This is a genomic window from Streptomyces olivochromogenes (assembly GCF_021538895.1).
GTDB lineage: Bacteria > Actinomycetota > Actinomycetes > Streptomycetales > Streptomycetaceae > Streptomyces > Streptomyces olivochromogenes_A.
In genome coordinates this window covers 19,465-41,898 of sequence record NZ_JADDRL010000051.1, presented here as the reverse complement: position 1 = coordinate 41,898, position 22,434 = coordinate 19,465, and the positions used below count along the sequence as shown (strand labels likewise).

Genomic DNA, 22,434 nt, shown 5'->3' with positions numbered 1-22,434 from the left:
GGAGATGTAATTCCATGACAGACGCACTCAAGCGCCTCTCCGAAGAAGGCGTCGCGATCTGGCTGGACGACCTGTCGCGCAAGCGGATCACGTCCGGCAATCTCGCCGAGCTGATCGACCAGCAGCACGTCGTGGGCGTCACCACCAACCCGACGATCTTCCAGAAGGCGATCTCTTCGGGTGACGGTTACGAGCAGCAGGTCTCCGACCTCGCCGCCCGCAAGGTCACCGTCGACGAGGCCATCCGCATGATCACCACGGCGGACGTCCGCGACGCCGCCGACATCCTGCGCCCCGTCTTCGACGCCACCGACGGCCAGGACGGCCGTGTGTCGATCGAGGTCGACCCGCGCCTCGCCCACAACACCAAGGCGACGATCGCCGAGGCCAAGCAGCTGGCCTGGCTGGTCGACCGCCCCAACACGCTCATCAAGATCCCGGCCACCAAGGCGGGTCTGCCGGCGATCACCGAGGTCATCGGCCTCGGCATCAGCGTCAACGTCACGCTGATCTTCTCGCTGGAGCGTTACCGCGAGGTCATGGACGCGTACCTGGCCGGCCTGGAGAAGGCCAAGGAACGCGGCCTGGACCTGTCGCTGATCCGTTCGGTGGCGTCCTTCTTCGTGTCCCGTGTGGACACCGAGATCGACAAGCGGCTGGACGCGCTCGGCACCCCCGAGGCCAAGGCGCTGCGCGGCAAGTCCGCCGTCGCCAACGCGCGCCTCGCCTATCAGGCGTACGAGGAGGTCTTCTCCTCCGACCGCTTCAGCGCCCTGGACAGGGCGGGCGCCCGCAAGCAGCGTCCGCTGTGGGCGTCGACCGGCGTGAAGGACCCGGCGTTCCGGGACACCATGTACGTCGACGACCTGGTGGCGCCGAACACCGTGAACACCATGCCGGAGGCCACGCTGCTGGCCACCGAGGACCACGGCAGCATCACCGGTGACACCGTGACCGGCGGCTACGAGCAGGCCCGCGCCGACCTCGACGCCGTCGAGAGGCTCGGGATCTCGTACGACGACGTGGTCCAGGTCCTGGAGGACGAGGGCGTCGAGAAGTTCGAGGCGTCCTGGAACGACCTTCTCAAGTCGACCGAGGCTGAGCTGGAGCGCCTCTCCCCTTCGGAGGGCTGACATCTTGTCCCCCTTTGCCGGTTCCGGGGCGAACCCGCTCCGTGACCCCGCAGACCGACGGCTCCCGCGTATCGCGGGGCCGTCGGGCCTGGTCATCTTCGGCGTCACGGGCGATTTGTCGCGTAAAAAGCTGATGCCCGCCGTGTACGACCTCGCCAACCGGGGTCTGCTGCCGCCGGGCTTTTCACTGGTGGGCTTCGCCCGCCGCGAGTGGGCGAACGAGGACTTCGCGCAGGAGGTCCACGACGCCGTCAAGGCGCACGCCAGGACGCCGTTCCGCGAGGAGGTCTGGCAGCAGCTCATCCAGGGGATGCGCTTCGTCCAGGGCACCTTCGACGACGACGACGCGTTCGAGCGGCTGCGCTCCACGATCGAGGAACTGGACAAGGCACAGGGCACGGGCGGCAACTTCGCCTTCTACCTGTCCGTACCGCCGCGCTCCTTCCCGGTGGTCATCCAGCAGCTGAAGAAGCACGGCCTGGCCGACCAGTCCGGCGGCTCCTGGCGGCGCGCGGTGATCGAGAAGCCGTTCGGCCACGACCTGAAGTCGGCCGAGGAGCTCAACAAGGTCGTGCACGAGGTGTTCGAACCGGACCAGGTGTTCCGGATCGACCACTACCTCGGCAAGGAGACCGTCCAGAACATCCTGGCGCTGCGCTTCGCCAACACGATGTTCGAGCCGATCTGGAACCGGTCCTTCGTGGACCACGTGCAGATCACGATGGCCGAGGACATCGGCATCGGCGGCCGGGCCGGCTACTACGACGGCATCGGCGCCGCCCGTGACGTCATCCAGAACCACCTGCTCCAGCTGATGGCGCTCACCGCCATGGAGGAGCCCGCCTCCTTCGACGCGGACGCGCTGGCCGCGGAGAAGGAGAAGGTCCTGGGCGCGGTGCGGCTGCCCAAGGACCTGGGCCGCAGCACCGTGCGCGGACAGTACGCGGGCGGCTGGCAGGGTGGCGAGAAGGTCATCGGCTACCTGCAAGAGGACGGCATCGACCCGCAGTCGAAGACCGACACCTACGCGGCCATCAAGGTGGGGATCGACAACCGCCGCTGGGCGGGCGTCCCCTTCTACCTGCGCACCGGCAAGCGGCTGGGCCGCCGGGTCACCGAGATCGCGGTGGTCTTCCAGCGGGCCCCGCACTCCCCCTTCGACCACACGGCGACGGAGGAGCTCGGGCAGAACGCGGTGGTCATCCGCGTCCAGCCCGACGAGGGCATCACGGTCCGCTTCGGCTCCAAGGTGCCGGGCACCTCGATGGAGATCCGGGACGTGTCCATGGACTTCGCCTACGGCGAGTCGTTCACGGAGTCCAGCCCGGAGGCGTACGAGCGACTCATCCTGGACGTGCTGCTCGGCGACGCCAACCTCTTCCCGCGCACGGAGGAGGTCGAGCTGTCCTGGAAGATCCTCGACCCGATCGAGGAGTACTGGGACAAGCACGGCAAGCCCGCGCAGTACCCGTCGGGCACGTGGGGTCCCGCGGAGGCCGACGAGATGCTCGCACGAGACGGACGGAGCTGGCGCCGGCCATGAAGATAGACCTCACGGACACCACGGCCAGCAAGGTCAACAAGGCGCTCGTCCAGGGCCGCCGGGCCATCGGCACGCCGGCCGTCGGCATGGTGCTGACCCTCGTCATCGTCACCGACGAGGAGAACGCCTACGACGCCCTGAAGGCCGCCAACGACGCCTCGCGCGAGCACCCCTCGCGCACGCTGGTGGTCGTCAAGCGCGTCTCCCGCTCGCCCCGCGACCGCACCACCTCGCGCCTGGACGCCGAGGTACGGGTGGGCGCGGACGCGGGCACCGGTGAGACGGTGGTGCTGCGGCTGTACGGCGAGGCCGTCGACCACGCCGACTCGGTCGTCCTGCCGCTGCTGCTGCCGGACGCCCCGGTCGTCGTCTGGTGGCCGGTGAACTCTCCGCTCGACCCGGCCAAGGACCCGCTGGGCGCCCTCGCCCAGCGCCGGGTCACCGACACCTACGCCGCCGAGCAGCCGGTACGGGAGCTGTCCGCCCGCGCGGACACCTACACCCCCGGCGACACGGACCTGTCGTGGACCCGCATCACGCCCTGGCGCTCGATGCTGGCCGCCGCGCTGGACCAGGTCACCTGCGAGGTCGAGGCCGTCGAGGTGGAGGGCGAGGAGTTCAACCCGAGCTGCGAGCTGCTGGCGATGTGGCTCGCGGACCGGCTGAACGTCCCGGTGAAGCGCTCGCTGTCCTCGGGCCCCGGTCTGACGGCGGTCCGCATGGACACGAGCTGCGGCCCGATCGCCCTGGACCGGGCGGACGGGGCGCTGGCCACGCTCATGATCGAGGGCCAGCCCGACCGGGCGGTGGCGCTCAAGCGGCGTGACACGGCCGAGCTGATCGCGGAGGAGCTGCGCCGGCTCGACCCGGACGACACCTACGCGTCGGCGCTGCGGTTCGGGGTGGACCGGCTGGGCAGCGTGCCCGAGCAGCCGGTCGCGGCCGGGGAACCCGCCTCGGCCGACGAACCCGCCGCGGCCGGGGAACCGGTCACGCGGGCCGAGCCGGCGCCCGCGAAGAAGGCGGCCGCCAAGAAGGCCACGGGCGCGGCGAAGAAGGCGGCGGCGAAGTGAGCACCCCGCAGCTGGTCGTGCACCGCGACAAGGAACTGATGGCACAGGCCGCCGCGGCCCGCCTGATCACCAAGATCGTGGACGCGCAGGCCTCCCGGGGTCACGCGTCCGTGGTGCTCACCGGCGGCCGCAACGGCAACGGGCTGCTGGCCGCCCTGGCGGCCGCCCCGGCCCGGGACGCCGTCGACTGGGGCCGGCTGGACGTGTGGTGGGGCGACGAGCGGTTCCTCCCCGAGGGGGACCCGGAGCGCAACGTCACCCAGGCCCGCGAGGCGCTGCTGGACGCCGTACCGCTGGACCCGAAGCGCGTGCACGCCATGCCCGCGTCGGGCGGAACGTACGGCGCGGACGTGGACGCGGCGGCCGAGGCCTACGCGGTGGAGCTGGCGCAGGCCGCCGGCATCGAGAACCACGGTGCGGTGCCCACCTTCGACGTCCTGCTCCTGGGCGTCGGCCCGGACACCCACGTGGCCTCGCTCTTCCCGGAGCTGCCCGCGGTCCGGGAGACGGAGCGCACGGTGGTGGGTGTCCACGGCGCGCCCAAGCCCCCGCCGACCCGGGTGACCCTCACCCTGCCGGCGATCCGGGCGGCCCGTGAGGTGTGGCTGCTCGCCGCCGGCGAGGACAAGGCGAACGCCGTGGCGATCGCCCTGTCGGGCGCGGGCGAGATCCAGGCTCCGGCGGCCGGCGCGTACGGCCGTCAGCGCACCCTGTGGCTCCTGGACTCGACGGCGGCGGCCCAGCTGCCCCGCTCGCTGTATCCGCCGGCCTCACCGTGACCGAAGGGGCGGCGGCCCCCCGCGCCGCCGCCCCTGCCTCACGTTCTCGGCCGCTATTTCACGGATCCGGCCATCACTCCCTGTACGAAGTGCCGCTGGAAGGCGAAGAACACCACCACGGGCACGATCAGCGACAGGAACGCCCCGGGCGCCAGGACATCGATGTTGCTGCCGAACTGACGGATCTGGGACTGGAGTTCCACGGTCAGCGGCTGGGACGAGCTGTCGGCGAAGAGCAGGGCGACCAGCATGTCGTTCCAGACCCACAGGAACTGGAAGATCGCCAGGCTGGCGATGGCCGGCCGGCCCACCGGCAGCACCAGGCGCGTGAAGATGCGCCATTCGCTGCCGCCGTCCATGCGGGCGGCCTCCAGCATCTCCTTCGGTATCTCGGCGAAGTAGTTGCGCAGCAGGAACACCGCGAACGGCAGTCCGTAGGCCACGTGGAAGAGCACGACGCCGGGAATCGTGCCGAACAGGCCCAGCTGGCCGAAGAGTTTGGCGACCGGCAGCAGGCCGATCTGGACCGGCACCACCAACAGGGCGACCACCAGCAGGAAGATCGGCTCGCGCCCGGGGAAGTCCAGCCACGCGAAGGCGTAGCCGGCGAGCGCCGCGATGCCGACGACCAGGGCCGTCGTCGGCACCGAGATCAGCACGGTGTTCCAGAAGGCCTGCGTCATGCCGGCGTTCTTCAGCAGGGCCGAGTAGTTGTCGAAGGACAGCTGGCCCGGACTCGCCAGGGCCGTCCACCAGCCGCCCTTGGCCGTGTCCTGGGCGGACCGCATCGACGACACGAACAGTCCGGCCAGCGGGGTCAGCCAGACCAGGCCGATCACCACCAGGAACGCCTGCACCAGGCCGTTGCCCAGGCCGCGCCTGACCGTGTTCATCGCCGGGTTCGTCGCCGGGTTCATCGCTGGCTCCTTCGGAAGCGGCGGACGTTGAAGACCATCGCGGGGATCACCAGGAGCAGGAGCAGCACGCCCAGCGCGCTGCCGAGGCCCTGGTTGTTGCCGCCGCCGAAGGACACCAGCCACATCTGGGTCGCGAGAACGGTCGCGTCCTCCTGCACCGGGCCGGGCGCGATGATGTAGACGAGGTCGAAGACCTTCATCACGTTGATGACGAGGGTCACGAAGACCACGGTCAGCACGGGGGCGAGCAGCGGGACCGTGATCCGGCGGAAGATCTGCCACTCGTTCGCGCCGTCCATCCGGGCCGCCTCCAGCGTGTCCCGCGGCAGGGCCGCGAGGCCCGCGCCGATCAGCACCATGGCGAAGCCGGTCCAGATCCACAGGTACGCCCCGATGATCGCCGGTGTGACCAGCGCCGGGCCGAGCCAGGAGACGCCCTGGTAGGGCGGTGCGAAGTTCGACGCGGGCAGCTTCAGCGTGTACGTGCCGTTGTCGAGCCCGGTGAAGCGGAAGGAGCCGTCGGAGGCGGTGGTCGCGCTCGCGATGGACCGTCCGTCGCGGATCGCCTCGACCTTCATGCCGGGCAGCCCGCTCTCCTTCGGGTCCACCTTGCCCTGCTTACCTCCCCCGCCGGGCGTGAAGTCCAGGTAGACGACGCCGCGCAGTTCGTCGGGGGCGGCCGTGCGGGAGGCGGCCGGGTAGGCGGACGCGGCGCCCCGGGGCAGGTCCTTGGGCAGGACGCCGACCAGCCCGAGGTCCGCCGAGTCACCCGGGGACAGGCCGGCGCCCGTCAGGTAGGAGCCGTCCTGGCCCCGGGTGAGTCCCTGTCCGTCGCGCGCCCGTGCCGTCGGGTAGGACGACGTGCCCTGGAAGGCGTCGTGGACCGAGACGACGGCGGCGTTCAGCACGCCCTTGTCGGGGTCCTCGTCGTAGGCGAGCCGGAAGATGATGCCGGCGGCCAGGAAGGACACCGCCATCGGCATGAAGAGCAGCAGCTTGAACGCGGTGGCCCAGCGGACCTTCTCGACCAGCACGGCCAGGATCAGCCCGAGGCCGGTCAGCAGCGCCGGGGCGACGACGACCCAGATCGCGGTGTTGCGGATGGCCTTGAGCGTCGCCGGGTCGCGGAACATCTCGGTGTAGTTGTCGCCGCCGACGAACCGGTTGCCGGAGGCGTCGAAGAAGCTGCGGCCGACGGAGAACAGCACCGGGTAGACGACGAGCGCGCCGAGCAGGACCAGGGCGGGCAGGACGAACAGGAGGGCGATGATCCGTCCCCGCCGCCGGGTGCGGCGCTTGCGCGCCGCACCCGGGGCGGCCGACGGGCCCGCCGCTTTGTCAACGAGCGTGGTGGCGGTCATGGCAGGTCAGTCCTGGTATGCCTTGGCCGCAGCGGCCTCCAGGCCGGCCGCGGTCCCCTTCGGGTCGGACGGGTCGCGCAGGAAGTCCTGGAGGAGCTTCCACTCCCCCGCGCCCTTGGTGCCGCCGAAGGCCGCGGGCGCCTGGTCGGACATGTCGAAGCGGACCGAATCGCCCGCCTCGACCAGGGACTTGGCGGTGGCGCGGGTGACGTCGTCGCCGTAGGAGGCGAGGTCGAGCTTCTTGTTCGGGGACAGGAAGCCGCCGGCCTTCGCCCAGACGGCCGCGGCCTCGGGGCTCGCGAGGTACTCCATGAGCTTCATGCCGGCCTTGGCGTTCTTGCCGTCCTTGAGGACCACTGCCGCGTCGCCGCCGCTGACGACCGGTGCCGTACCGCCGTCGACCGCCGGGAAGGGGAAGAAGTTCGCGTCCGTGCCGATGGTCTTGCCGAACTGGTCGTGCGCCACGCCGGCCACGAAGTCGCCCTCGTAGACCAGGCCGGCCTCGGGCTTGGGGCCGAACACCTTCTCCACGGAGCCCGGGAAGTCGGTGTTGAGGGCCGCCTTCTGGCCGCCCGCGATCAGCTGCTTGTCCTTGAACAGCTTGCCGAGCGTGGTGAGCGCCTTGACCACGCTCGCGTCGGTCCACTTCAGCTTGTGGGCGGCGAGGGCGTCGTACTTCTCGGGTCCGGCCTGGGAGAGGTAGATGTTCTCGAACCAGTCGGTGAGCGTCCAGCCGTCCTGTCCGGCGACCGAGAAGGCGGCGAGTCCGGAGTCGGAGACGGTGTGCCCGGCCTTGAGCATCTCGGCGTAGGTCGTAGGAGGCTTCACACCCGCCTGCGCGAGGGCGTCGGGGCTGTACCAGACCGTCGACTTGTGGGCGGCCTTGAAGTAGAGGCCGTAGAGGGTGCCGTCGACGCTGCCGTACTTCTTCCACACGGGCGCGAAGTCGGCGTCGACCGTCTTCTGGGTGGCCGGGGACAGCGGCTTGAGCCAGCCCTTCTTCGCGAACTGCTGGAGCACGCCCACCTGCGGGACCATGACGACGTCGGGGGCGTTGCCGCCCTCGATCTTGCTGCCGACGACGGTGGAGACGTTGTCACCGGTGGACACGAACTGGGTCTTGGCGCCGGTCTTCTCGGAGAAGGCGTCCAGCACCTTCTGGAAGTTCTTCTGCTCGCTGCCGGACCAGACACCGGCCACGGTGACCGTCTGGCCGTCGAGCGCCTTGTCGCCGCCGCCGGCGGAGACCGGGCCGCTTCCGCCGCAGGCGGTCGCGCCGAGGGCCAGGGCCAGGGCGGTGCAGCCGGTGAGCAGGGTCGTACGTCGTCGCATCATCGTTGATGTCCCTTCGGGAGGTGGGAGTTGACGGCTGTTTCGGGATGCGGGGTGATCAGAGGTCGTTCAGCCACCAGGCCGCGGTCGAACCGGGCAGCACCCCGGCCGGACACGGACCGCTGGACAACAGGGGGGTGCCGGAGACCGGCGCGGGTGTGGGGGACGTACCGAAGTTGACGGCGCAGACCAGGTCGTCGCCGCGGGCGAAGGCCAGCACGCCGGGCGGGGCGTCCAGCCAGCGCAGCGTGCCCTCGCCGAGCTGGGGCAGGGCGGCGCGCAGTTGGAGGCCGTCGCGGTAGAGGTGCCAGAAGGAGCGGGTGTCGGCGAGGGCCCGGTCGGTGGCGTGCTCGGCGAACCACGCGGGCTGCGGCAGCCAGGGCTTCGCGCCCTCCGCGCCCGAGGTGAAGCCGAACGGGGAGGCCTGTCCCGACCACGGCAGCGGCACCCGGCAGCCGTCGCGGATCCGGGCGCGGCTGCCGGTGCGGCGGAAGATCGGGTCGGTGAGCACGTCGTCGGGCAGATCGACGACCTCGGGCAGGCCGAGCTCCTCGCCCTGGTAGATGTACGCGGCTCCGGGCAGCGCCAGCATCAGCAGCGCGGCGGCGCGGGCGCGGGCGGCACCGATGCCGCTGCCCTCGGTGGCGGGTTCTCCGTAGCGGGTGACGGTGCGGACCTGGTCGTGGTTGTTGAGGACCCAGGTGACCGTCGAGCCCGTGCCGGCTATGTCCTGCATGGCCTCGGCGATGACCTTGCGGAAGGCGTCGGCGTCCCAGGGGGCGCCGAGCAGGTCGAAGAAGAAGGCCTGGTGGAGTTCGTCCGGGCGGACGTAGCGGGCGTGTTCGCGGGCCGTGGGCACCGAGACCTCGCCGACCAGGAGGCGCTCGCGGCCGTCGCGGTCGGTGTACTCCTCGCACACCGACCGCCAGTGCCGCCACACGTCGTGGACCTCGGGCTGGTTCCAGGCGAGCGGGTTGACCGAGTCGCGGGTGCGGGCGTCGGCCTCCGGGTCCGGGGAGTCGGGCAGGTCCGGGTGCTTGAAGAGTCCGGCGGCGACGTCGATGCGGAAGCCGTCCACGCCCCGGTCCAGCCAGAAGCGCAGGACGCGGTCGAACTCGGCGGGGATCTCGGGGGTGCGCCAGTTCCAGTCGGGCTGCTCCGGCGTGAACATGTGCAGGTACCACTGGCCGGGGCGGCCGTCGGACTCGGTGACCCGGGTCCAGGCCGGGCCGCCGAACATTGCGTGCCAGTTGTTGGGCGGCTCGGCGCCGTCCGGGCCGCGGCCGTCGGCGAAGTGGAAGCGGGCGCGGGCCGGGCTGCCCGGCTCGGCGGCGAGCGCCTCGCCGAACCACGGGTGCTCGCTGGAGCAGTGGTTGGGGACGACGTCCAGGAGCACCTTGATGCCCAGCCGCCGGGCGGCGCCCACCAGCAGGTCGAACTCGGCGAGGTCGCCGAAGAGCGGGTCGACGCCGCAGTAGTCGGCGACGTCGTAGCCGTGGTCGTGCTGGGGCGAGGGGTAGAAGGGGCTCAGCCAGATGCCGTCGACGCCGAGCTTCTTGAGGTACGGCAGTCCGGCCCTGACCCCTGCCAGATCGCCGATTCCATCGCCGGTGCTGTCCAGGAAGCTGCGGACGTACACCTGGTAGATCACCGCGTCGCGCCACCAGTGGTGGGTGCGGATGTGCTTGGGACTCACCCCGTTGACCTGTCTGTGCGTGCCAACCGTTATGCATGCATGTTAAGTAGGCGTGTCGTGAGGGTGTCAATGAACTGTCCGCAAGCTACTGCACAGTTGGGGATGTATGTCCCGATTTAATCGGGCACGGGGGAGCGAGATGAGACGTCCGCGTTACCTAACATGTAACTAGAGGACTCCGACAGAAAGGGTCGGACGCGAGGGCTCTAGCGGTGGGAGACGGCCGCGAGTTCGCGGGCCAGCCGCCGTACCGCGCTCTCGGGCGTCTCCCGCCCGGTCAGCGCGTCGTGGACGACCGCCTGCACCACCAGGCTGACCTGGTCGTAGTGCGGGCTCTTGGGGCGCGGGGCGGCCGAGAGCACAGCGGTGCGCAGGGTCGGCAGATAGGGGAACCGCCGGACGAGCGCGGGATCGTCGTAGAGCGAGGCGCGTACGGGGGGCAGCGCGCCGCGGGTGAGGACCTGGCGCTGGACGCGCTCGCCGGTGAGGTACGCGATGAGGCGCGCGGCCGAGTCGGGATGGCGGGCGTGCGCGTTGACGGCGAGGTTCGAGCCGCCGAGCACGCTCCTGCCGCGTCCGTCCGGTCCGGGCAGCGGTACGGCGCCGATCTTCCCGGCGACCGGGGAGCCCGGGGCCGAGGCGACGGCGTACGCGTAGGGCCAGTTGCGCAGGAAGAGGAGCCGGCCGTCCTGGAAGGCCTGCTTGGACTCCTCCTCCTTGTACGTCAGGGCCCGCTTCGGTATCCAGCCCTCGCGCACGCCGCGCGCGAGGAACCCGATGCCCTCGCGGGCCGCGTCGGAGTTCACGGTGACGCGCTCGCCCTCGTCGCCGAGGATGCTCCCGCCCGCCGAGTACACCGCCTCGGCCGCGTTCACGGTGAGGCCCTCGTACGGCAGGAACTGGCCCGCGTAGCCGTCGAGCCCGTACTTGGGCGCAATGGTCTTCGCGTCGCGCTCCAGCTCGGCCCAGGTGCGCGGCGGCTGCACGCCCTCCTTGTCGAGGACGTCCTTGCGGTACAGGAGCAGGCCGGCGTTGGTGACGTACGGGACCGCGTACAGGCGCCCGTCGTAGGTGGCCGTGTCGACGACCGGCCGCAGGAAGCCGCTCAGCGGGAAGCTGTCGCGCGGCAGCGGGCGGATCCAGCCGGCCGCGGCGAACTCCGAGGTCCAGTTGACGTCGATGTTGAGGACGTCGAAGCGGCCGCCGTCCCCGCCGCGCAGGTCGGTGATCATCTGCGCGTGGGTCTCGTCGGCGGAGTCCGGGAGCTCGACGAGGGTGACCTTCTCGGCAGGGTGGGCACGGTTCCAGCCGTCCAGCAGCGGGCCGAGGTAGCCCGTCAGGTCCCCCGCGGTGGCCAGGGTGAGCGGGCCACGGCCGTCGGCGCCCTCGTCGGCGTGTGCGCCGGAGGCCACGTACCCGGTGAGGACCACGGCGAGAACGAGGAGCCCCCTACCGGCGGCGCGCATCCACCGCATAGGTTCCTCCCTAGCACGTACACCCGGCCACGGGCACCCTCGCCCGACGGTCAGAGGCCATGTATACCTGTTAGGTATGGGCGATACTAGGGCCTGGAGCACATTGAGCAGACAGGAGGACAGCACGAGTGCGCCTGCCCCTCCTGGCACTCCTCGCGCGCGGCCCCGCCCACGGGTACGAGCTGAAGCAGGACCTTGAGCAACTGCTGGGCTCCGCGTACCCTCAGCCGAACGTCGGCCAGATCTACGTGACCCTCGGCCGCCTCGAGAAGTCGGGACTGATCGAGGGCGAGGACGTCGAGCAGTCCAGCCGGCCCAACAAGAAGGTCTACCACCTCACCGACGCCGGGCGTGAGGCGCTGCGCGCCTGGTTCGAGGTGCCCGAGGACGAGCCACGGGTCCGGGACGAGTTCTTCATGAAACTGGCCCTCGCCCCGCGGACCGGTCTCGCCGAACAGATCGCCCTCATCAACAGACAGCGGCGCCAGTACCTCAACACCATGCGCGACCTGTCGAAACTGGCCGCCACCGAGAACCGGGACAACCGCATCGCCCACCTGCTGATAGAGGGCGCCATGCTGCATCTGCAGGCCGACCTCGACTGGCTGGAGCGGTGCCAGGAGGAGCTGGAGGAGCTGGAGTGAGCGACACCCCCACTCCTCTGCTGCGTGCCGAGGGCCTGGTCAAGACCCACTACGGCGAGGGCGCGCCCGCGCATGCCGTACGCGGGGTGGGCCTGTCCGTCGCACGGGGCGAGTTCGTCGCCGTCACCGGCCCCTCCGGCGCCGGGAAGTCCACGCTCCTGCACCTGCTCGGCGGGCTGCAGCGGCCGGACGCCGGCCGCATCTGGCTGGACGGCGAGTGCGCCGACTCCTACTCCGAGGCGCGCTGGGCGATGGAGCGCAGGAAGCGCATCGGGATCGTCTTCCAGTTCTTCAACCTGGTCTCCAATCTGTCGGTCGCCGACAACGTCGAGCTGCCGGCCCTGCTCGCCGGTGTCCCGCCGAAGCGGGCGCGGACCGAGCGGGAGGAACTGCTGACCGAGCTGGGCCTCGCGGGCAAGGAGCGCAGCATGCCGGGCGAGCTGTCCGGCGGTGAGCAGCAGCGCGTGGCGCTGGCCCGGGCCCTGGTCAACCATCCCCCGCTGCTGCTGGCGGACGAGCCCGCGGGCAGCCTCGACAGCAAGGGCACCCGCGAGGTGATGCGCCTGCTGTCCCGCTTCCACCAGCGCGGCCAGACCATCGTGCTGGTCACCCACGACGCCCGGCTGGCCAGCGCCGCCGACCGCGTCATCAGCTTCTTCGACGGCCGCATCGCCGACGACGCCACCCTCGACGGCACGCCGTCCCGGGGCGCCGGCATCTCGGGCGTGCTGGAACTGAGGGACTGAGGGACGTGGCCGCTGTGTACGACGCGTTGTCGCGAGCGAGGGGCTGAGGGCGTGCGGGCCACGTTGCGCTGGGCGCATTCGGATCTGCGCACGCACCGCGGCGAGGCGCTGTTCATGGTGCTCGCGACCGCCGGAATCGTCGCCTCGCTCCTGCTGGCCACGGCACTCTTCGGCTATGCGACCAACCCCTGGCAGCGCGTCTTCGCGCAGGCCCGCGGCGCCCACGTGTGGCTGCACACCACCGCGTCCGCGGACACCGGCAGGCTGATCGGCCTGGACGGCGTCCAGACCGTCGCGGGCCCCTACTCCACCGAGTCGGTCACCGTCGCCGACCGCGGCACCCGCGCCTTCGTCGAACTGCGCGCCACGGCCGGCCGGCCCACCGTCGGCCGCCCACTGCTCACCTCCGGTCACTGGCTGGATGCGGGCACCCCGGACGGCGTGGTCCTGGAGAGCCGCCTCGCCCGGTCCCTGCTGGCCGAGCCCGGCGACAGCCTGACGCTGCCCGGCACGGCCCGGACCCTGACCGTCGTCGGCATCGCCGAGAGCGCCGAGCCCCGCTACAGCCCGGGTGACCGGCCGGGGCTGGTCTGGGCGCCGTCGGCCGCCGTGCGCGCCCCCGGCGGCCGGGTGGTCGGACTGCGCCTGACGGACCCGGACGACACCGACTACGTCGTCCAGCGCGCCGTCACGCTGCTGGGCTCGGGCGCGGTCAGCGAGGTCTCCACCTGGCAGCAGGCGCGCGGCGAGGCACAGGGCGACAACCGGCTGCTCGGCCAGATACTCGGCCTGTTCGGGCTGGGCGCGCTGCTCGCGGCCGGGTTCGCCGTGCACGGCGCCATCGCCACCCGGATCCGCGGCCATCTGCGGGACATCTCGGTGCTGAAGACGATCGGCTTCACGCCCGCCCAGGTGGTCCGGATCTTCCTGCTCCAGCACGTGGCGTACGCGCTGCTCGGCGCCGTCGCCGCGGCGGCGCTCACCTGGGGGCCGGGCAGCCGGCTCCCGGGACGCCTGGGCGACGCGGTCGGGGTGTGGCACGGGCTGCCGGGACACACCGCCGCGCTGGTCGCCGTACCGGTCGGCGCCGTGCTGTTCATCGGCGCGGTCACCGGGCTCGCGGCCTGGCGGGCGGGACGGGTGCCCCCGGTGCCGGTGCCCCGCTCGGCGGCTCCGGCAGGCGGGCGGCTGTCCTCTCTCGCGCGCCGGGCGCTCGGCCTGCGGGTGCCGCCCGCGCTGGTCCTGGGCTGGCACCGGGCGTTCACGCGCCGGCCCCGGACGCTGGCCACGGTCGGCCGACTCGCGCTGCCGCTGCTCCTGATCGTGGTCGCTATGAGCGCGTGGACCACCATCGACCGCTTCCAGAGCACTCCGGAGCGGATGGGCCTGCCGGCGTCGCTCACCGTCCGCACCGACGGCGGTATCGGCGACCGGGAGACCCGCGCCCTGCTGGACCGAGCCCCGCGGGTCGCCGCCGCCTACCCGGGCGTCGAGGTGGCCGCCCTGGTCCCCGGCCAGACCGCCACGATCGCCCTGCGCGGTCTCGGCACCCACCGGGACCCGTACCCCTACGTGGTCGCCGAGGGCCGGGCCCCGCGCGGCCCCGACGAGGCGGTGGCCGGGCAGGGCCTGCTCGACCTGCTCGACGTGCACGTGGGCGACTGGGTGCGGATGACCGTCGGCGACCAGCCGCAGATCCTGCACATCGTGGGCCGCAGCATCGAGCCGGAGAACGCGGGCCGGGTCATCTCGACCTCGCTCGACACCCTCCAGGACAACGACCCGAAGCTCGCCCCGACCCTGTACCAGCTGCGGCTGCGGCCCGGCGCCGACCCGCACGCCGTCGCCGGGGCGCTGGCCGCGGCAGGCCTCGGCCACCTGGACGTGCATCCCGTGACCAACCCGGCCGACGGGCTGTCCCCGCTGCGCGGTGTCGTCGTCGGGCTGATCGCGGTCCTCGCGCTCATCGGGCTCATCGAGCTGCTGACGGCGATCGGCGGCACCGTCCGCGAGAGCGAGCGGGACCTGCCGGCGCTCAAGGCGATCGGGCTGTCCCCGCGACAGATCACGGCGATCACCGTGACGGCGACCGGCTGCACCGCGCTGGCCTCGGCGCTCGTCGGCACGGCCGTGGGGCTCCCCCTCGCCCACTGGCTGATCGACGCCCAGGGCCACTCCAGCGGGATCGGCGCCGGGATCGCCCAGAGCCCCTCCTGGCGCCTGGTCCTGCTGCTGGGGGCGGCCGCCGTCCTGGGCGCCGTCGCGCTGTCCGCCCTCCCGGCGGCCAGGGCGACCCGACGCCGGCTGGCGGACACCCTGAGCGCCATGGCGTGACCGGCCGCGCGGGGAGCCCCTCGGGGGAACTCCCCGCCACGGCGGGACGGGACGGGCCTAACGCCCGCGCAGCTCCCGGTACTTCGCGACCAGCGCCTTCGTGGACTCGTCCAGGCCGGCGACCTCCGCGCCCTCGGTCAGGGCCGGCTCCACCCGCTTGGCCAGCACCTTGCCCAGCTCGACACCCCACTGGTCGAAGGAGTCGATGTTCCAGATCGCGCCCTGGACGAACACCTTGTGCTCGTACAGCGCGACGAGCTGCCCGAGCACCGACGGGGTCAGCTCGCGCGCGAGGATCGTGGTCGTCGGCCGGTTGCCCAGGAACCTCTTGTGCGGCACCAGCTCCTCCGCGACGCCCTCCGCGCGCACCTCGTCGGCGGTCTTGCCGAAGGCGAGCGCCTGCGTCTGGGCGAAGAAGTTGGCCATCAGCAGGTCGTGCTGGGCCTTGAGCTCGTCGGCGAGCTCGGCCACCGGCTCGGCGAAGCCGATGAAGTCCGCCGGGATCAGCTTCGTCCCCTGGTGGATGAGCTGGTAGTAGGCGTGCTGCCCGTTCGTGCCGGGCGTGCCCCAGACCACCGGACCGGTCTGCCAGTCGACCTCCTGCCCGTCCCGCGCGACGTACTTGCCGTTGGACTCCATGTCCAGCTGCTGCAAGTAGGCGGTGAACCTGGACAGATAGTGGCTGTAGGGCAGGACGGCGTGCGACTGGGCGTCGTGGAAGTTGCCGTACCAGATGCCCAACAGGCCGAGCAGGAGCGGCACGTTGGACTCGGCCGGCGCGGTGCGGAAGTGCTCGTCGACGAGCCGGAAGCCGTCGAGCATCTCCCGGAACCGGTCCGGACCGATCGCGATCATCAGGGACAGGCCGATCGCCGAGTCGTACGAGTACCGGCCGCCGACCCAGTCCCAGAACTCGAACATGTTCGCCGTGTCGATGCCGAAGTCCGCCACCTTCTCGGCGTTCGTCGACAGGGCCACGAAGTGCTTGGCGACGGCGTCCTGGCCGGCCTTCAGCTCGGTGAGCAGCCAGTTGCGGGCGGAGGTCGCGTTGCTGATCGTCTCGATCGTGGTGAAGGTCTTGGAGGCGATGATGAACAGCGTCTCCGCCGCGTCCAGGTCGCGGGTGGCCTCGTGCAGGTCGGCGCCGTCCACGTTCGACACGAAGCGGACCGTGAGGTCGCGGTCGGCGAAGCTGCGCAGCACCTCGTGGGCCATGGCCGGGCCCAGGTCGGAGCCGCCGATGCCGACGTTGATCACGTTCTTGATGCGCTTGCCGGTGTGACCGGTCCAGGCACCCGAACGGACCCGCTCCGCGAAGCCGCTCATCTTGTCGAGCACCGCGTGCACCGCCGGGACGACGTTCTCCCCGTCGACCTCGACCACCGCGTCGGGCGCGGCCCGCAGCGCGGTGTGCAGCACGGCCCGGTTCTCGGTGACGTTGATCTTCTCCCCGCGGAACATCGCGTCCCGCAGGCCGAAGACGTCGGTCGCGGCGGCCAGCTCGCGCAGCAGCCGCAGCGTCTCGTCGGTGACCAGGTGCTTCGAGTAGTCGACGTACAGATCACCGACCTGGAGCGTGTAGCCCGCGCCGCGCCCCGGATCGGCCGCGAACAGGTCCCGCAGATGAATGTCGGCGAGCTGTTCCCGGTGCTTGGCCAGAGCGGTCCACTCGGGCGTCTGGTTGAGCCTGGTACGGCCGTCTGCGTTCATTTCCGACTTCAGCCTTCTTTCCTACACCTGTCCTGCTGCGTACCTTGCCCCGCTGCCGGTCCCAACCTAATTGATCAGCGTGGGGCATCGCCTGTCGCCGCCCGGTCCCGCGGCGCAACAACAGGTACGTCCGGCTTGCGGGCCGGTATCAACGAGATGACGGCCAGCCCGAAGAGGGCGGCCGCGAGCAGGGCCGGGCCGTTCAGTCCGTACGCCCGGGCCACGACTCCGCCGAGGAGGGCGCCGAGCGGGGCGCCGGACGTCGAGGCGGTGCGGAAGGCGGAGGCGATGCGGCCCACCATGGACTCCGGGCCGCGCTGCTGCATCAGCGTGACCTGGTTGACGTTCCACACCATGTTCATCGCGCCGAGCAGCAGCATGCCCGCGACGAGCGCCGGCAGCTGCCGTACGGAACCGATGAGCAGCAGGGACGCCGTCTGGACGCCGCCGGCGACCAGCAGGGCCCGCGCCCGCCCGGTGCGGCGCGCGATCCGCTGCGCCAGGAAGCCGCCGACGAGGCTGCCCACCGAGTACGCCGTCATCGCGGCCGCGTACCCGGCGGTGCCCGCGTGCAGCCAGCGGGTCACGTGCAGCACGAGCGTGGCGATCAGGGCGCCCATGCCGATGTTGCACAGCAGGGTGGCCGTGCAGACCGCGCGCAGCACGCCGTCGTGCCACAGGGCGCGCAGCCCCGCGCCGATCTCCGCGCGCAGGGTGCTGCCGGCCGGGCGCGGCTCCCGCTCGGGCGGTCGTATCCGCAGGGACGCCACGAGGGCCGCCGCGGCCAGATAGGTGCCCGCGTCCGCCGCGAACGGCACGAAGGCCCCGGCCGTCAGCAGCAGCGGTACGAACGGGACCGCCAGCAGGCCGCCGGCGAGCTGCTGACCGGTCATCAGACGGGCGTTGGCGCCGCCCAGGGCCTCGCGCGGCACCAGGGCGGGCAGCAGGGCCGTGGCGGCGTTGTCGAAGAGCGTCTGCAGGGTGGTCAGCGAGAACGCGAGGGCGAGCAGCAGGGGCACGGAGGCGTGTCCGAGGCCCACCGCCAGCGCGAACGCGGCGACGAGCAGGCCCCGCACGGTGTCCACGGCCCACATCGCCCGCTGCTGGTCCACGCGGTCCGCCAGGGCGCCGCCGAGCAGCCCGAACAGCAGCCACGGGAGATACCCGCACGCGGTCACGGAGGCGATGACGAGGGGCTCGTCGGTCAGGCGTACGGCGAGCAGGGGCAGGGCCGACGTACGCAGGGCGTCTCCGAACCGGGAGACCACGGCGGCGGTCCACAACCGCCCGAATCCCCCGCGCCAGGTGGGTGTGCCCACGCCTGTCGTCTCCACCGCCGTCACGCGTCCCCCTCACGATGCGTCGATGCACACACCGTAAAGGGCGCCACTGACAACGGGGCGTCGGTGACCGCGCGAAACAGCTCCGGCCAGACGCCCTCGGGCGCCCGGCCGGTCACAACTTCTAGATTTCGCCCCGCAGTTTGGCGAGCGCCTCGGCGAGGATCGCCTCGCCGTCCGCGTCGCTGCGCCGCTCCCGTACGTACGCGAGGTGCGTCTTGTACGGCTCGGTGCGCGGCGGGTCCGGCGGGTTGTCCCGGTCCTGTCCGGCCGGGAAGCCGCAGCGCGGGCAGTCCCAGGTCTCGGGAACCTGCGCGTCGCTGGCGAAGCTAGGCTGCGTCTCATGCCCGTTGGAGCACCAGAAGGAGATGCGCAGACGCGGCGCGGACTCGCCGCGCTCGGCCTCGCCCATCGGCCCCGCCCCGACCCGGCTTCCTCGGATCGCGTTGCCACTTGCCACGGTCGTAACTCCCTGCGTGATGGTGCCGCGAAGCGAGTCGGCGTTTCGCTCCGCTGCGAGCGCCTCAGTCTACGTAAGGCCCAACGCGCGTCCAGTGATTGGAGTTACAACCCTCACACCTAGACGCAAGCCCCATGATAGGCCGCGCTCAGGTGCGCGTACCGAACATGGGGCCTTACGTACGGAATGTGCGTACGGGACGTGATCAGCTGCTCGTCTTCATCAGCAGGCCGAGGACGACGATGCACGCGAACCACAGCAGGCCGACCACCAGCGTGATGCGGTCGAGGTTGCGCTCGGCGACGGAGGAGCCGCCGACGGACGACTGCATGCCGCCACCGAACATGTCGGAGAGGCCGCCGCCCTTCCCCTTGTGCATCAGCACCAGCAGCATCAGCAGCAGGCTGAAGACGATCAGGGCGATCGAGAACCCCAAAACCACGGCTGGACCAACTTCCTCGGATTCGGATGGACGACGGGGACACGGTGGCGTACCACCATGCCCCCGCAAGGGTACGACGGATCCCCGCTACCGCATACTCACTGGTCGCGGAAGCGGACGATCTTGACGAACTCGTCCGCGTCCAGCGAGGCACCGCCCACCAGAGCGCCGTCGATGTCGGCCTGGGCCATGATCTCGGCGACGTTCCCGGACTTCACGGAGCCGCCGTACTGGACGCGGACCTTGTCGGCCACGTCCTGCGTGTACAGCTCGGCGATCTTGCCACGGATGGCGGCGCAGACCTCCTGGGCGTCCGCGGCACCGCAGACCTTGCCGGTGCCGATGGCCCAGACGGGCTCGTAGGCGATCACGACGATCTCGGCCTGCTCGGCCGTGACGTCCTTCAGACCGCCCTCGACCTGGGCGAGCGTGTGCGTGACGTGGTCGCCGGCCTCGCGGACGTGCAGTTCCTCGCCGACGCACAGGATCGGGGTCAGGCCGTGCTTGAAGGCGGCCTTGACCTTGGCGTTCACGAGCTCGTCGGTCTCGTTGTGGTACTGGCGGCGCTCGGAGTGGCCGATGACCACGTACGTGCACTTCAGCTTGGCCAGCATGGGGCCCGAGATCTCGCCGGTGTAGGCGCCCGAGTCGTGCGCCGAGAGGTCCTGGGCGCCGTACTTGATCTTGAGCTTGTCCCCGTCGACCAGGGTCTGCACCGAGCGCAGGTCGGTGAAGGGCGGCAGGACGGCGACCTCGACGGCCTCGTAGTCCTTGTCGGCCAGGGCGAAGGCGAGCTTCTGGACGTGGGCGATGGCCTCCAGGTGGTTGAGGTTCATCTTCCAGTTGCCCGCCATGATCGGCGTGCGCGTGCTCATCGAGGTCAGTCCTCCAGTGCGGCGAGGCCGGGGAGCGTCTTGCCCTCGAGGTATTCGAGGGAGGCGCCGCCACCGGTCGAGATGTGACCGAACGCGTTCTCGTCGAAGCCGAGCGTACGCACGGCAGCGGCGGAGTCACCGCCGCCGACGACGGAGAAACCGTCCGCTTCGACGAGAGCCTGGGCGACCGCCCTGGTGCCCTCGGCGTAGTCGGGGTGCTCGAAGACGCCCATGGGACCGTTCCAGAAAACGGTCTCGGCGTCGGCGAGCTTCGCGGCGTACAGCTCGCGAGTCTTCGGGCCGATGTCCAGGCCCTCCTGGTCGGCGGGGATCTTGTCCGCGTCGACCACGGTGTGCTCGGTGGGAGCCTTGGCCTTCAGGTCCGGGAACTCCCGGGCGACCACGACGTCCACGGGGAGAAGCAGCTCGACGCCCTGCTTCTGCGCGCGCTCCATGTACTCGGTGACGGTCGGGACCTGGTCCTCCTGGAGGAGGGAGATGCCGACCTCGTAGCCCTTGGCCTTGAGGAAGGTGTAGGCCATGCCGCCGCCGATGAGGAGGCGGTCGGCCTTGCCGAGCAGCTCGTCGATGACGGCGAGCTTGTCGGAGACCTTGGCGCCGCCGAGGGCGACGACGTAGGGGCGCTTGACGTCCTGGGTGAGCTTCTTCAGGACGCCGACCTCGGTGGCGATGAGGTAGCCGGCGTAATGCGGCAGGCGGGCCGGGAGGTCGTACACGGAGGCGTGCTTGCGGTGGACCGCGCCGAAGCCGTCGCCGACGTAGACGTCCGCGAGGGCGGCCAGCCGGTCGGCGAACTCGCCGCGCTCGGTGTCGTCCTTGGCGGTCTCGCCGGCGTTGAAGCGCAGGTTCTCGATGACCGCGACCTGGCCGGGCTGAAGACCGTTCACGGCGTCGTGGGCGGCGGGGCCGACGGTGTCCTGGGCGAAGGCGACCGGGGCGCCGAGGAGTTCACCGAGCCGCTCGGCGGCGGGCAGCAGCGAGAAGGCGAGGTCCGGAGCGCCCTTGGGGCGGCCCAGGTGCGAGGCGACGACCACCCTGGCGCCCGCCTCGGCGAGGGCCTTGACGGTGGGCAGGACGGCGCGGATGCGGCCGTCGTCGGTGATGACGCCGTCGGCGAGCGGCACGTTGAGGTCGGCGCGGACGAAGACCCGCTTGCCGTCCACGCCTTCCGCGAGAAGTTCGTCGATGGTCTTCATGAGGGGACTCCTGAGGAGGGCTCTTGATCGTACGAGGGCTGATCGACCGTACATAGAGGGTCGATCCGCACGTGCGTCAGGGCTCGGGCAGCGCGACGGTGCGCTGCCCGAGCCCTGCTGCACATCAGGTGCCTGCTCTGCCGATCAGAGCTGGTTGCCGACGAAGACCGTCAGGTCGACGAGGCGGTTGGAGTAGCCCCACTCGTTGTCGTACCAGCCGATGACCTTCACGTTCTTGCCCTCCTGAACCATGGTCAGGGAGGAGTCGAAGGTGCAGGACGCCGGGGCGTTGACGATGTCGGAGGAGACGATCGGGTCCTCGGTGTACTCGAGGATGCCCTTGAGCTCGCCCTCGGCGGCCTTCTGGAAGGCGGCGTTGATCTCTTCCTTGGTGACCTCGCGGCCCAGCTCCAGGACGAGGTCGGTGACCGAGCCGGTGGGGACCGGGACGCGCATGGCGATGCCGTCCAGCTTGCCCTTGAGCTGCGGGAGGACCAGGGCGGTGGCCTTGGCGGCACCCGTCGTGGTCGGGATGATGTTCTCCGCGGCGGCACGGGCGCGGCGCAGGTCCTTGTGCGGGAAGTCCAGGATGCGCTGGTCGTTGGTGTACGCGTGCACCGTGGTCATCAGACCCTTGACGATGCCGAAGTTCTCGTCGAGGACCTTCGCCATCGGCGCCACGCAGTTGGTGGTACAGGAGGCGTTGGAGATGACGTGGTGGTTCGCCGGGTCGTACTTGTCCTGGTTGACGCCCATCACGATGGTGATGTCCTCGCCGGAGGCCGGAGCCGAGATGAGGACCTTCTTTGCGCCACCGGCGATGTGCTTCGCGGCGTCTTCCTTCTTGGTGAAGATGCCGGTCGACTCGATGACGATGTCGACGCCCAGCTCGCCCCACGGAATGTCGGCGGGGTTGCGCTCGGAGAGGACCTTGATGGTGTGGCCGTCCACGGTGATCGTGTCGGCGGTGTGGGTCACCTCCTGCTTCAGGCGACCCAGGATGGTGTCGTACTTCAGCAGGTGCGCGGTGGTCGCGGTGTCACCCAGGTCGTTGACAGCCACGATCTCGATGTCTGCGCCCTGCTCCAGCAGCGCGCGGAAGTAATTGCGACCGATACGACCGAAGCCGTTGATGCCTACGCGGATCGTCACGAACCGATCTCCTCGTTGGTACGCCGGCCATGCGGTGCCGGCGAGCTGTATTTGGGATGTCCCCGACCACCCCCGACCCTACCTCTCTGAGGCTCCCGAGGTGACATCCAGATGCCTCATACGCGGCAGGGCGGTCCGTACCCGTCAGTAGGGGTACGGACCGCCATTCTTCGGGGGGTTGATCGCCCCGCCATGTCAGGAAATG

19 protein-coding genes are annotated in these 22,434 nt (G+C 70.9%); 7 read left to right on the top strand and 12 right to left on the bottom strand.

Annotated features, from left to right (window positions below):
* Positions 1–14 precede the first annotated feature (14 nt).
* From tal to pgl, 4 genes are read left to right on the top strand one after another with little or no spacing between them, the layout of a single operon-like run.
* On the top strand, positions 15–1,133 hold the full coding sequence (gene tal / locus IPZ69_RS24990; RefSeq protein WP_235456640.1) for a transaldolase: 1,119 nt from the start codon (positions 15–17) through the stop codon (positions 1,131–1,133).
* Positions 1,134–1,137: 4 nt separating this feature from the next.
* Entirely contained in the window at positions 1,138–2,676 is a 1,539-nt protein-coding gene (zwf, locus tag IPZ69_RS24985; protein WP_235456638.1) for a glucose-6-phosphate dehydrogenase, read from the top strand.
* The gene (opcA, locus tag IPZ69_RS24980; RefSeq protein WP_235456637.1) at positions 2,673–3,749 is read left to right on the top strand and encodes a glucose-6-phosphate dehydrogenase assembly protein OpcA; all 1,077 of its coding nucleotides are present in this window, start codon (positions 2,673–2,675) and stop codon (positions 3,747–3,749) included. Before zwf ends, opcA begins: the two co-directional genes overlap by 4 nt.
* Entirely contained in the window at positions 3,746–4,528 is a 783-nt protein-coding gene (pgl, locus tag IPZ69_RS24975; protein WP_235456635.1) for a 6-phosphogluconolactonase, read from the top strand. Before opcA ends, pgl begins: the two co-directional genes overlap by 4 nt.
* 53 nt (positions 4,529–4,581) lie before the next feature.
* Here the strand turns inward: pgl and IPZ69_RS24970 are convergent, their stop codons facing one another.
* The 5 genes from IPZ69_RS24970 to IPZ69_RS24950 all read right to left on the bottom strand — a co-directional run bounded on the left by IPZ69_RS24970 (position 4,582) and on the right by IPZ69_RS24950 (position 11,309).
* Positions 4,582–5,421 carry a carbohydrate ABC transporter permease gene (locus IPZ69_RS24970; RefSeq protein WP_235456676.1) on the bottom strand — a complete coding sequence of 280 codons (840 nt, stop codon included), beginning with the start codon at positions 5,419–5,421 and terminating at the stop codon, positions 4,582–4,584.
* A 20-nt stretch (positions 5,422–5,441) separates the two neighbouring features.
* Entirely contained in the window at positions 5,442–6,806 is a 1,365-nt protein-coding gene (locus tag IPZ69_RS24965) for an ABC transporter permease (RefSeq protein ID WP_235456634.1), read from the bottom strand.
* Positions 6,807–6,812: 6 nt separating this feature from the next.
* The gene (locus IPZ69_RS24960; RefSeq protein WP_235456633.1) at positions 6,813–8,141 is read right to left on the bottom strand and encodes an ABC transporter substrate-binding protein; all 1,329 of its coding nucleotides are present in this window, start codon (positions 8,139–8,141) and stop codon (positions 6,813–6,815) included.
* A gap of 55 nt (positions 8,142–8,196) precedes the next feature.
* Positions 8,197–9,819 (bottom strand): glycoside hydrolase family 13 protein, encoded by a 1,623-nt coding sequence (locus tag IPZ69_RS24955; protein WP_235456675.1) that lies wholly within the window; start codon positions 9,817–9,819, stop codon positions 8,197–8,199.
* A gap of 221 nt (positions 9,820–10,040) precedes the next feature.
* Complete coding sequence (locus tag IPZ69_RS24950; RefSeq protein ID WP_235456632.1) at positions 10,041–11,309, bottom strand: ABC transporter substrate-binding protein; 1,269 nt, start codon at positions 11,307–11,309, stop codon at positions 10,041–10,043.
* A 128-nt stretch (positions 11,310–11,437) separates the two neighbouring features.
* On the opposite strand from IPZ69_RS24950, the gene IPZ69_RS24945 reads away from it, so the two are divergent.
* From IPZ69_RS24945 to IPZ69_RS24935, 3 genes are read left to right on the top strand one after another with little or no spacing between them, the layout of a single operon-like run.
* Positions 11,438–11,953, top strand: a complete 516-nt coding sequence (locus IPZ69_RS24945; protein ID WP_235456630.1) for a PadR family transcriptional regulator — start codon at positions 11,438–11,440, stop codon at positions 11,951–11,953.
* Positions 11,950–12,699: an ABC transporter ATP-binding protein gene (locus IPZ69_RS24940; RefSeq protein WP_235456628.1), complete on the top strand. Its 750-nt coding sequence runs from the start codon at positions 11,950–11,952 to the stop codon at positions 12,697–12,699. The genes IPZ69_RS24945 and IPZ69_RS24940 overlap by 4 nt, the downstream gene beginning before the upstream one ends.
* Before the next feature lie 51 nt (positions 12,700–12,750).
* Positions 12,751–15,033 carry an ABC transporter permease gene (locus IPZ69_RS24935; RefSeq protein WP_235456627.1) on the top strand — a complete coding sequence of 761 codons (2,283 nt, stop codon included), beginning with the start codon at positions 12,751–12,753 and terminating at the stop codon, positions 15,031–15,033.
* 57 nt (positions 15,034–15,090) lie between these two features.
* Here IPZ69_RS24935 and pgi read toward each other — a convergent pair whose 3' ends face one another.
* From pgi to gap, 7 genes are all read right to left on the bottom strand, one after another.
* The gene (gene pgi, locus IPZ69_RS24930; protein WP_235456626.1) at positions 15,091–16,743 is read right to left on the bottom strand and encodes a glucose-6-phosphate isomerase; all 1,653 of its coding nucleotides are present in this window, start codon (positions 16,741–16,743) and stop codon (positions 15,091–15,093) included.
* A gap of 74 nt (positions 16,744–16,817) precedes the next feature.
* Entirely contained in the window at positions 16,818–18,062 is a 1,245-nt protein-coding gene (locus IPZ69_RS24925; protein ID WP_374293833.1) for an MFS transporter, read from the bottom strand.
* Between the two features lie 145 nt (positions 18,063–18,207).
* Positions 18,208–18,543: an RNA polymerase-binding protein RbpA gene (locus IPZ69_RS24920; protein WP_003976875.1), complete on the bottom strand. Its 336-nt coding sequence runs from the start codon at positions 18,541–18,543 to the stop codon at positions 18,208–18,210.
* 205 nt (positions 18,544–18,748) lie between these two features.
* On the bottom strand, positions 18,749–18,985 hold the full coding sequence (gene secG / locus IPZ69_RS24915; RefSeq protein ID WP_235456625.1) for a preprotein translocase subunit SecG: 237 nt from the start codon (positions 18,983–18,985) through the stop codon (positions 18,749–18,751).
* Positions 18,986–19,083: 98 nt separating this feature from the next.
* Positions 19,084–19,860 (bottom strand): triose-phosphate isomerase, encoded by a 777-nt coding sequence (gene tpiA, locus IPZ69_RS24910; protein ID WP_235456624.1) that lies wholly within the window; start codon positions 19,858–19,860, stop codon positions 19,084–19,086.
* Positions 19,861–19,865: 5 nt separating this feature from the next.
* Positions 19,866–21,077, bottom strand: coding sequence for a phosphoglycerate kinase (locus IPZ69_RS24905; RefSeq protein WP_235456623.1), 1,212 nt, complete (start codon positions 21,075–21,077; stop codon positions 19,866–19,868).
* 144 nt (positions 21,078–21,221) lie between these two features.
* Entirely contained in the window at positions 21,222–22,229 is a 1,008-nt protein-coding gene (gap, locus tag IPZ69_RS24900; RefSeq protein ID WP_235456622.1) for a type I glyceraldehyde-3-phosphate dehydrogenase, read from the bottom strand.
* Positions 22,230–22,434 lie beyond the last annotated feature (205 nt).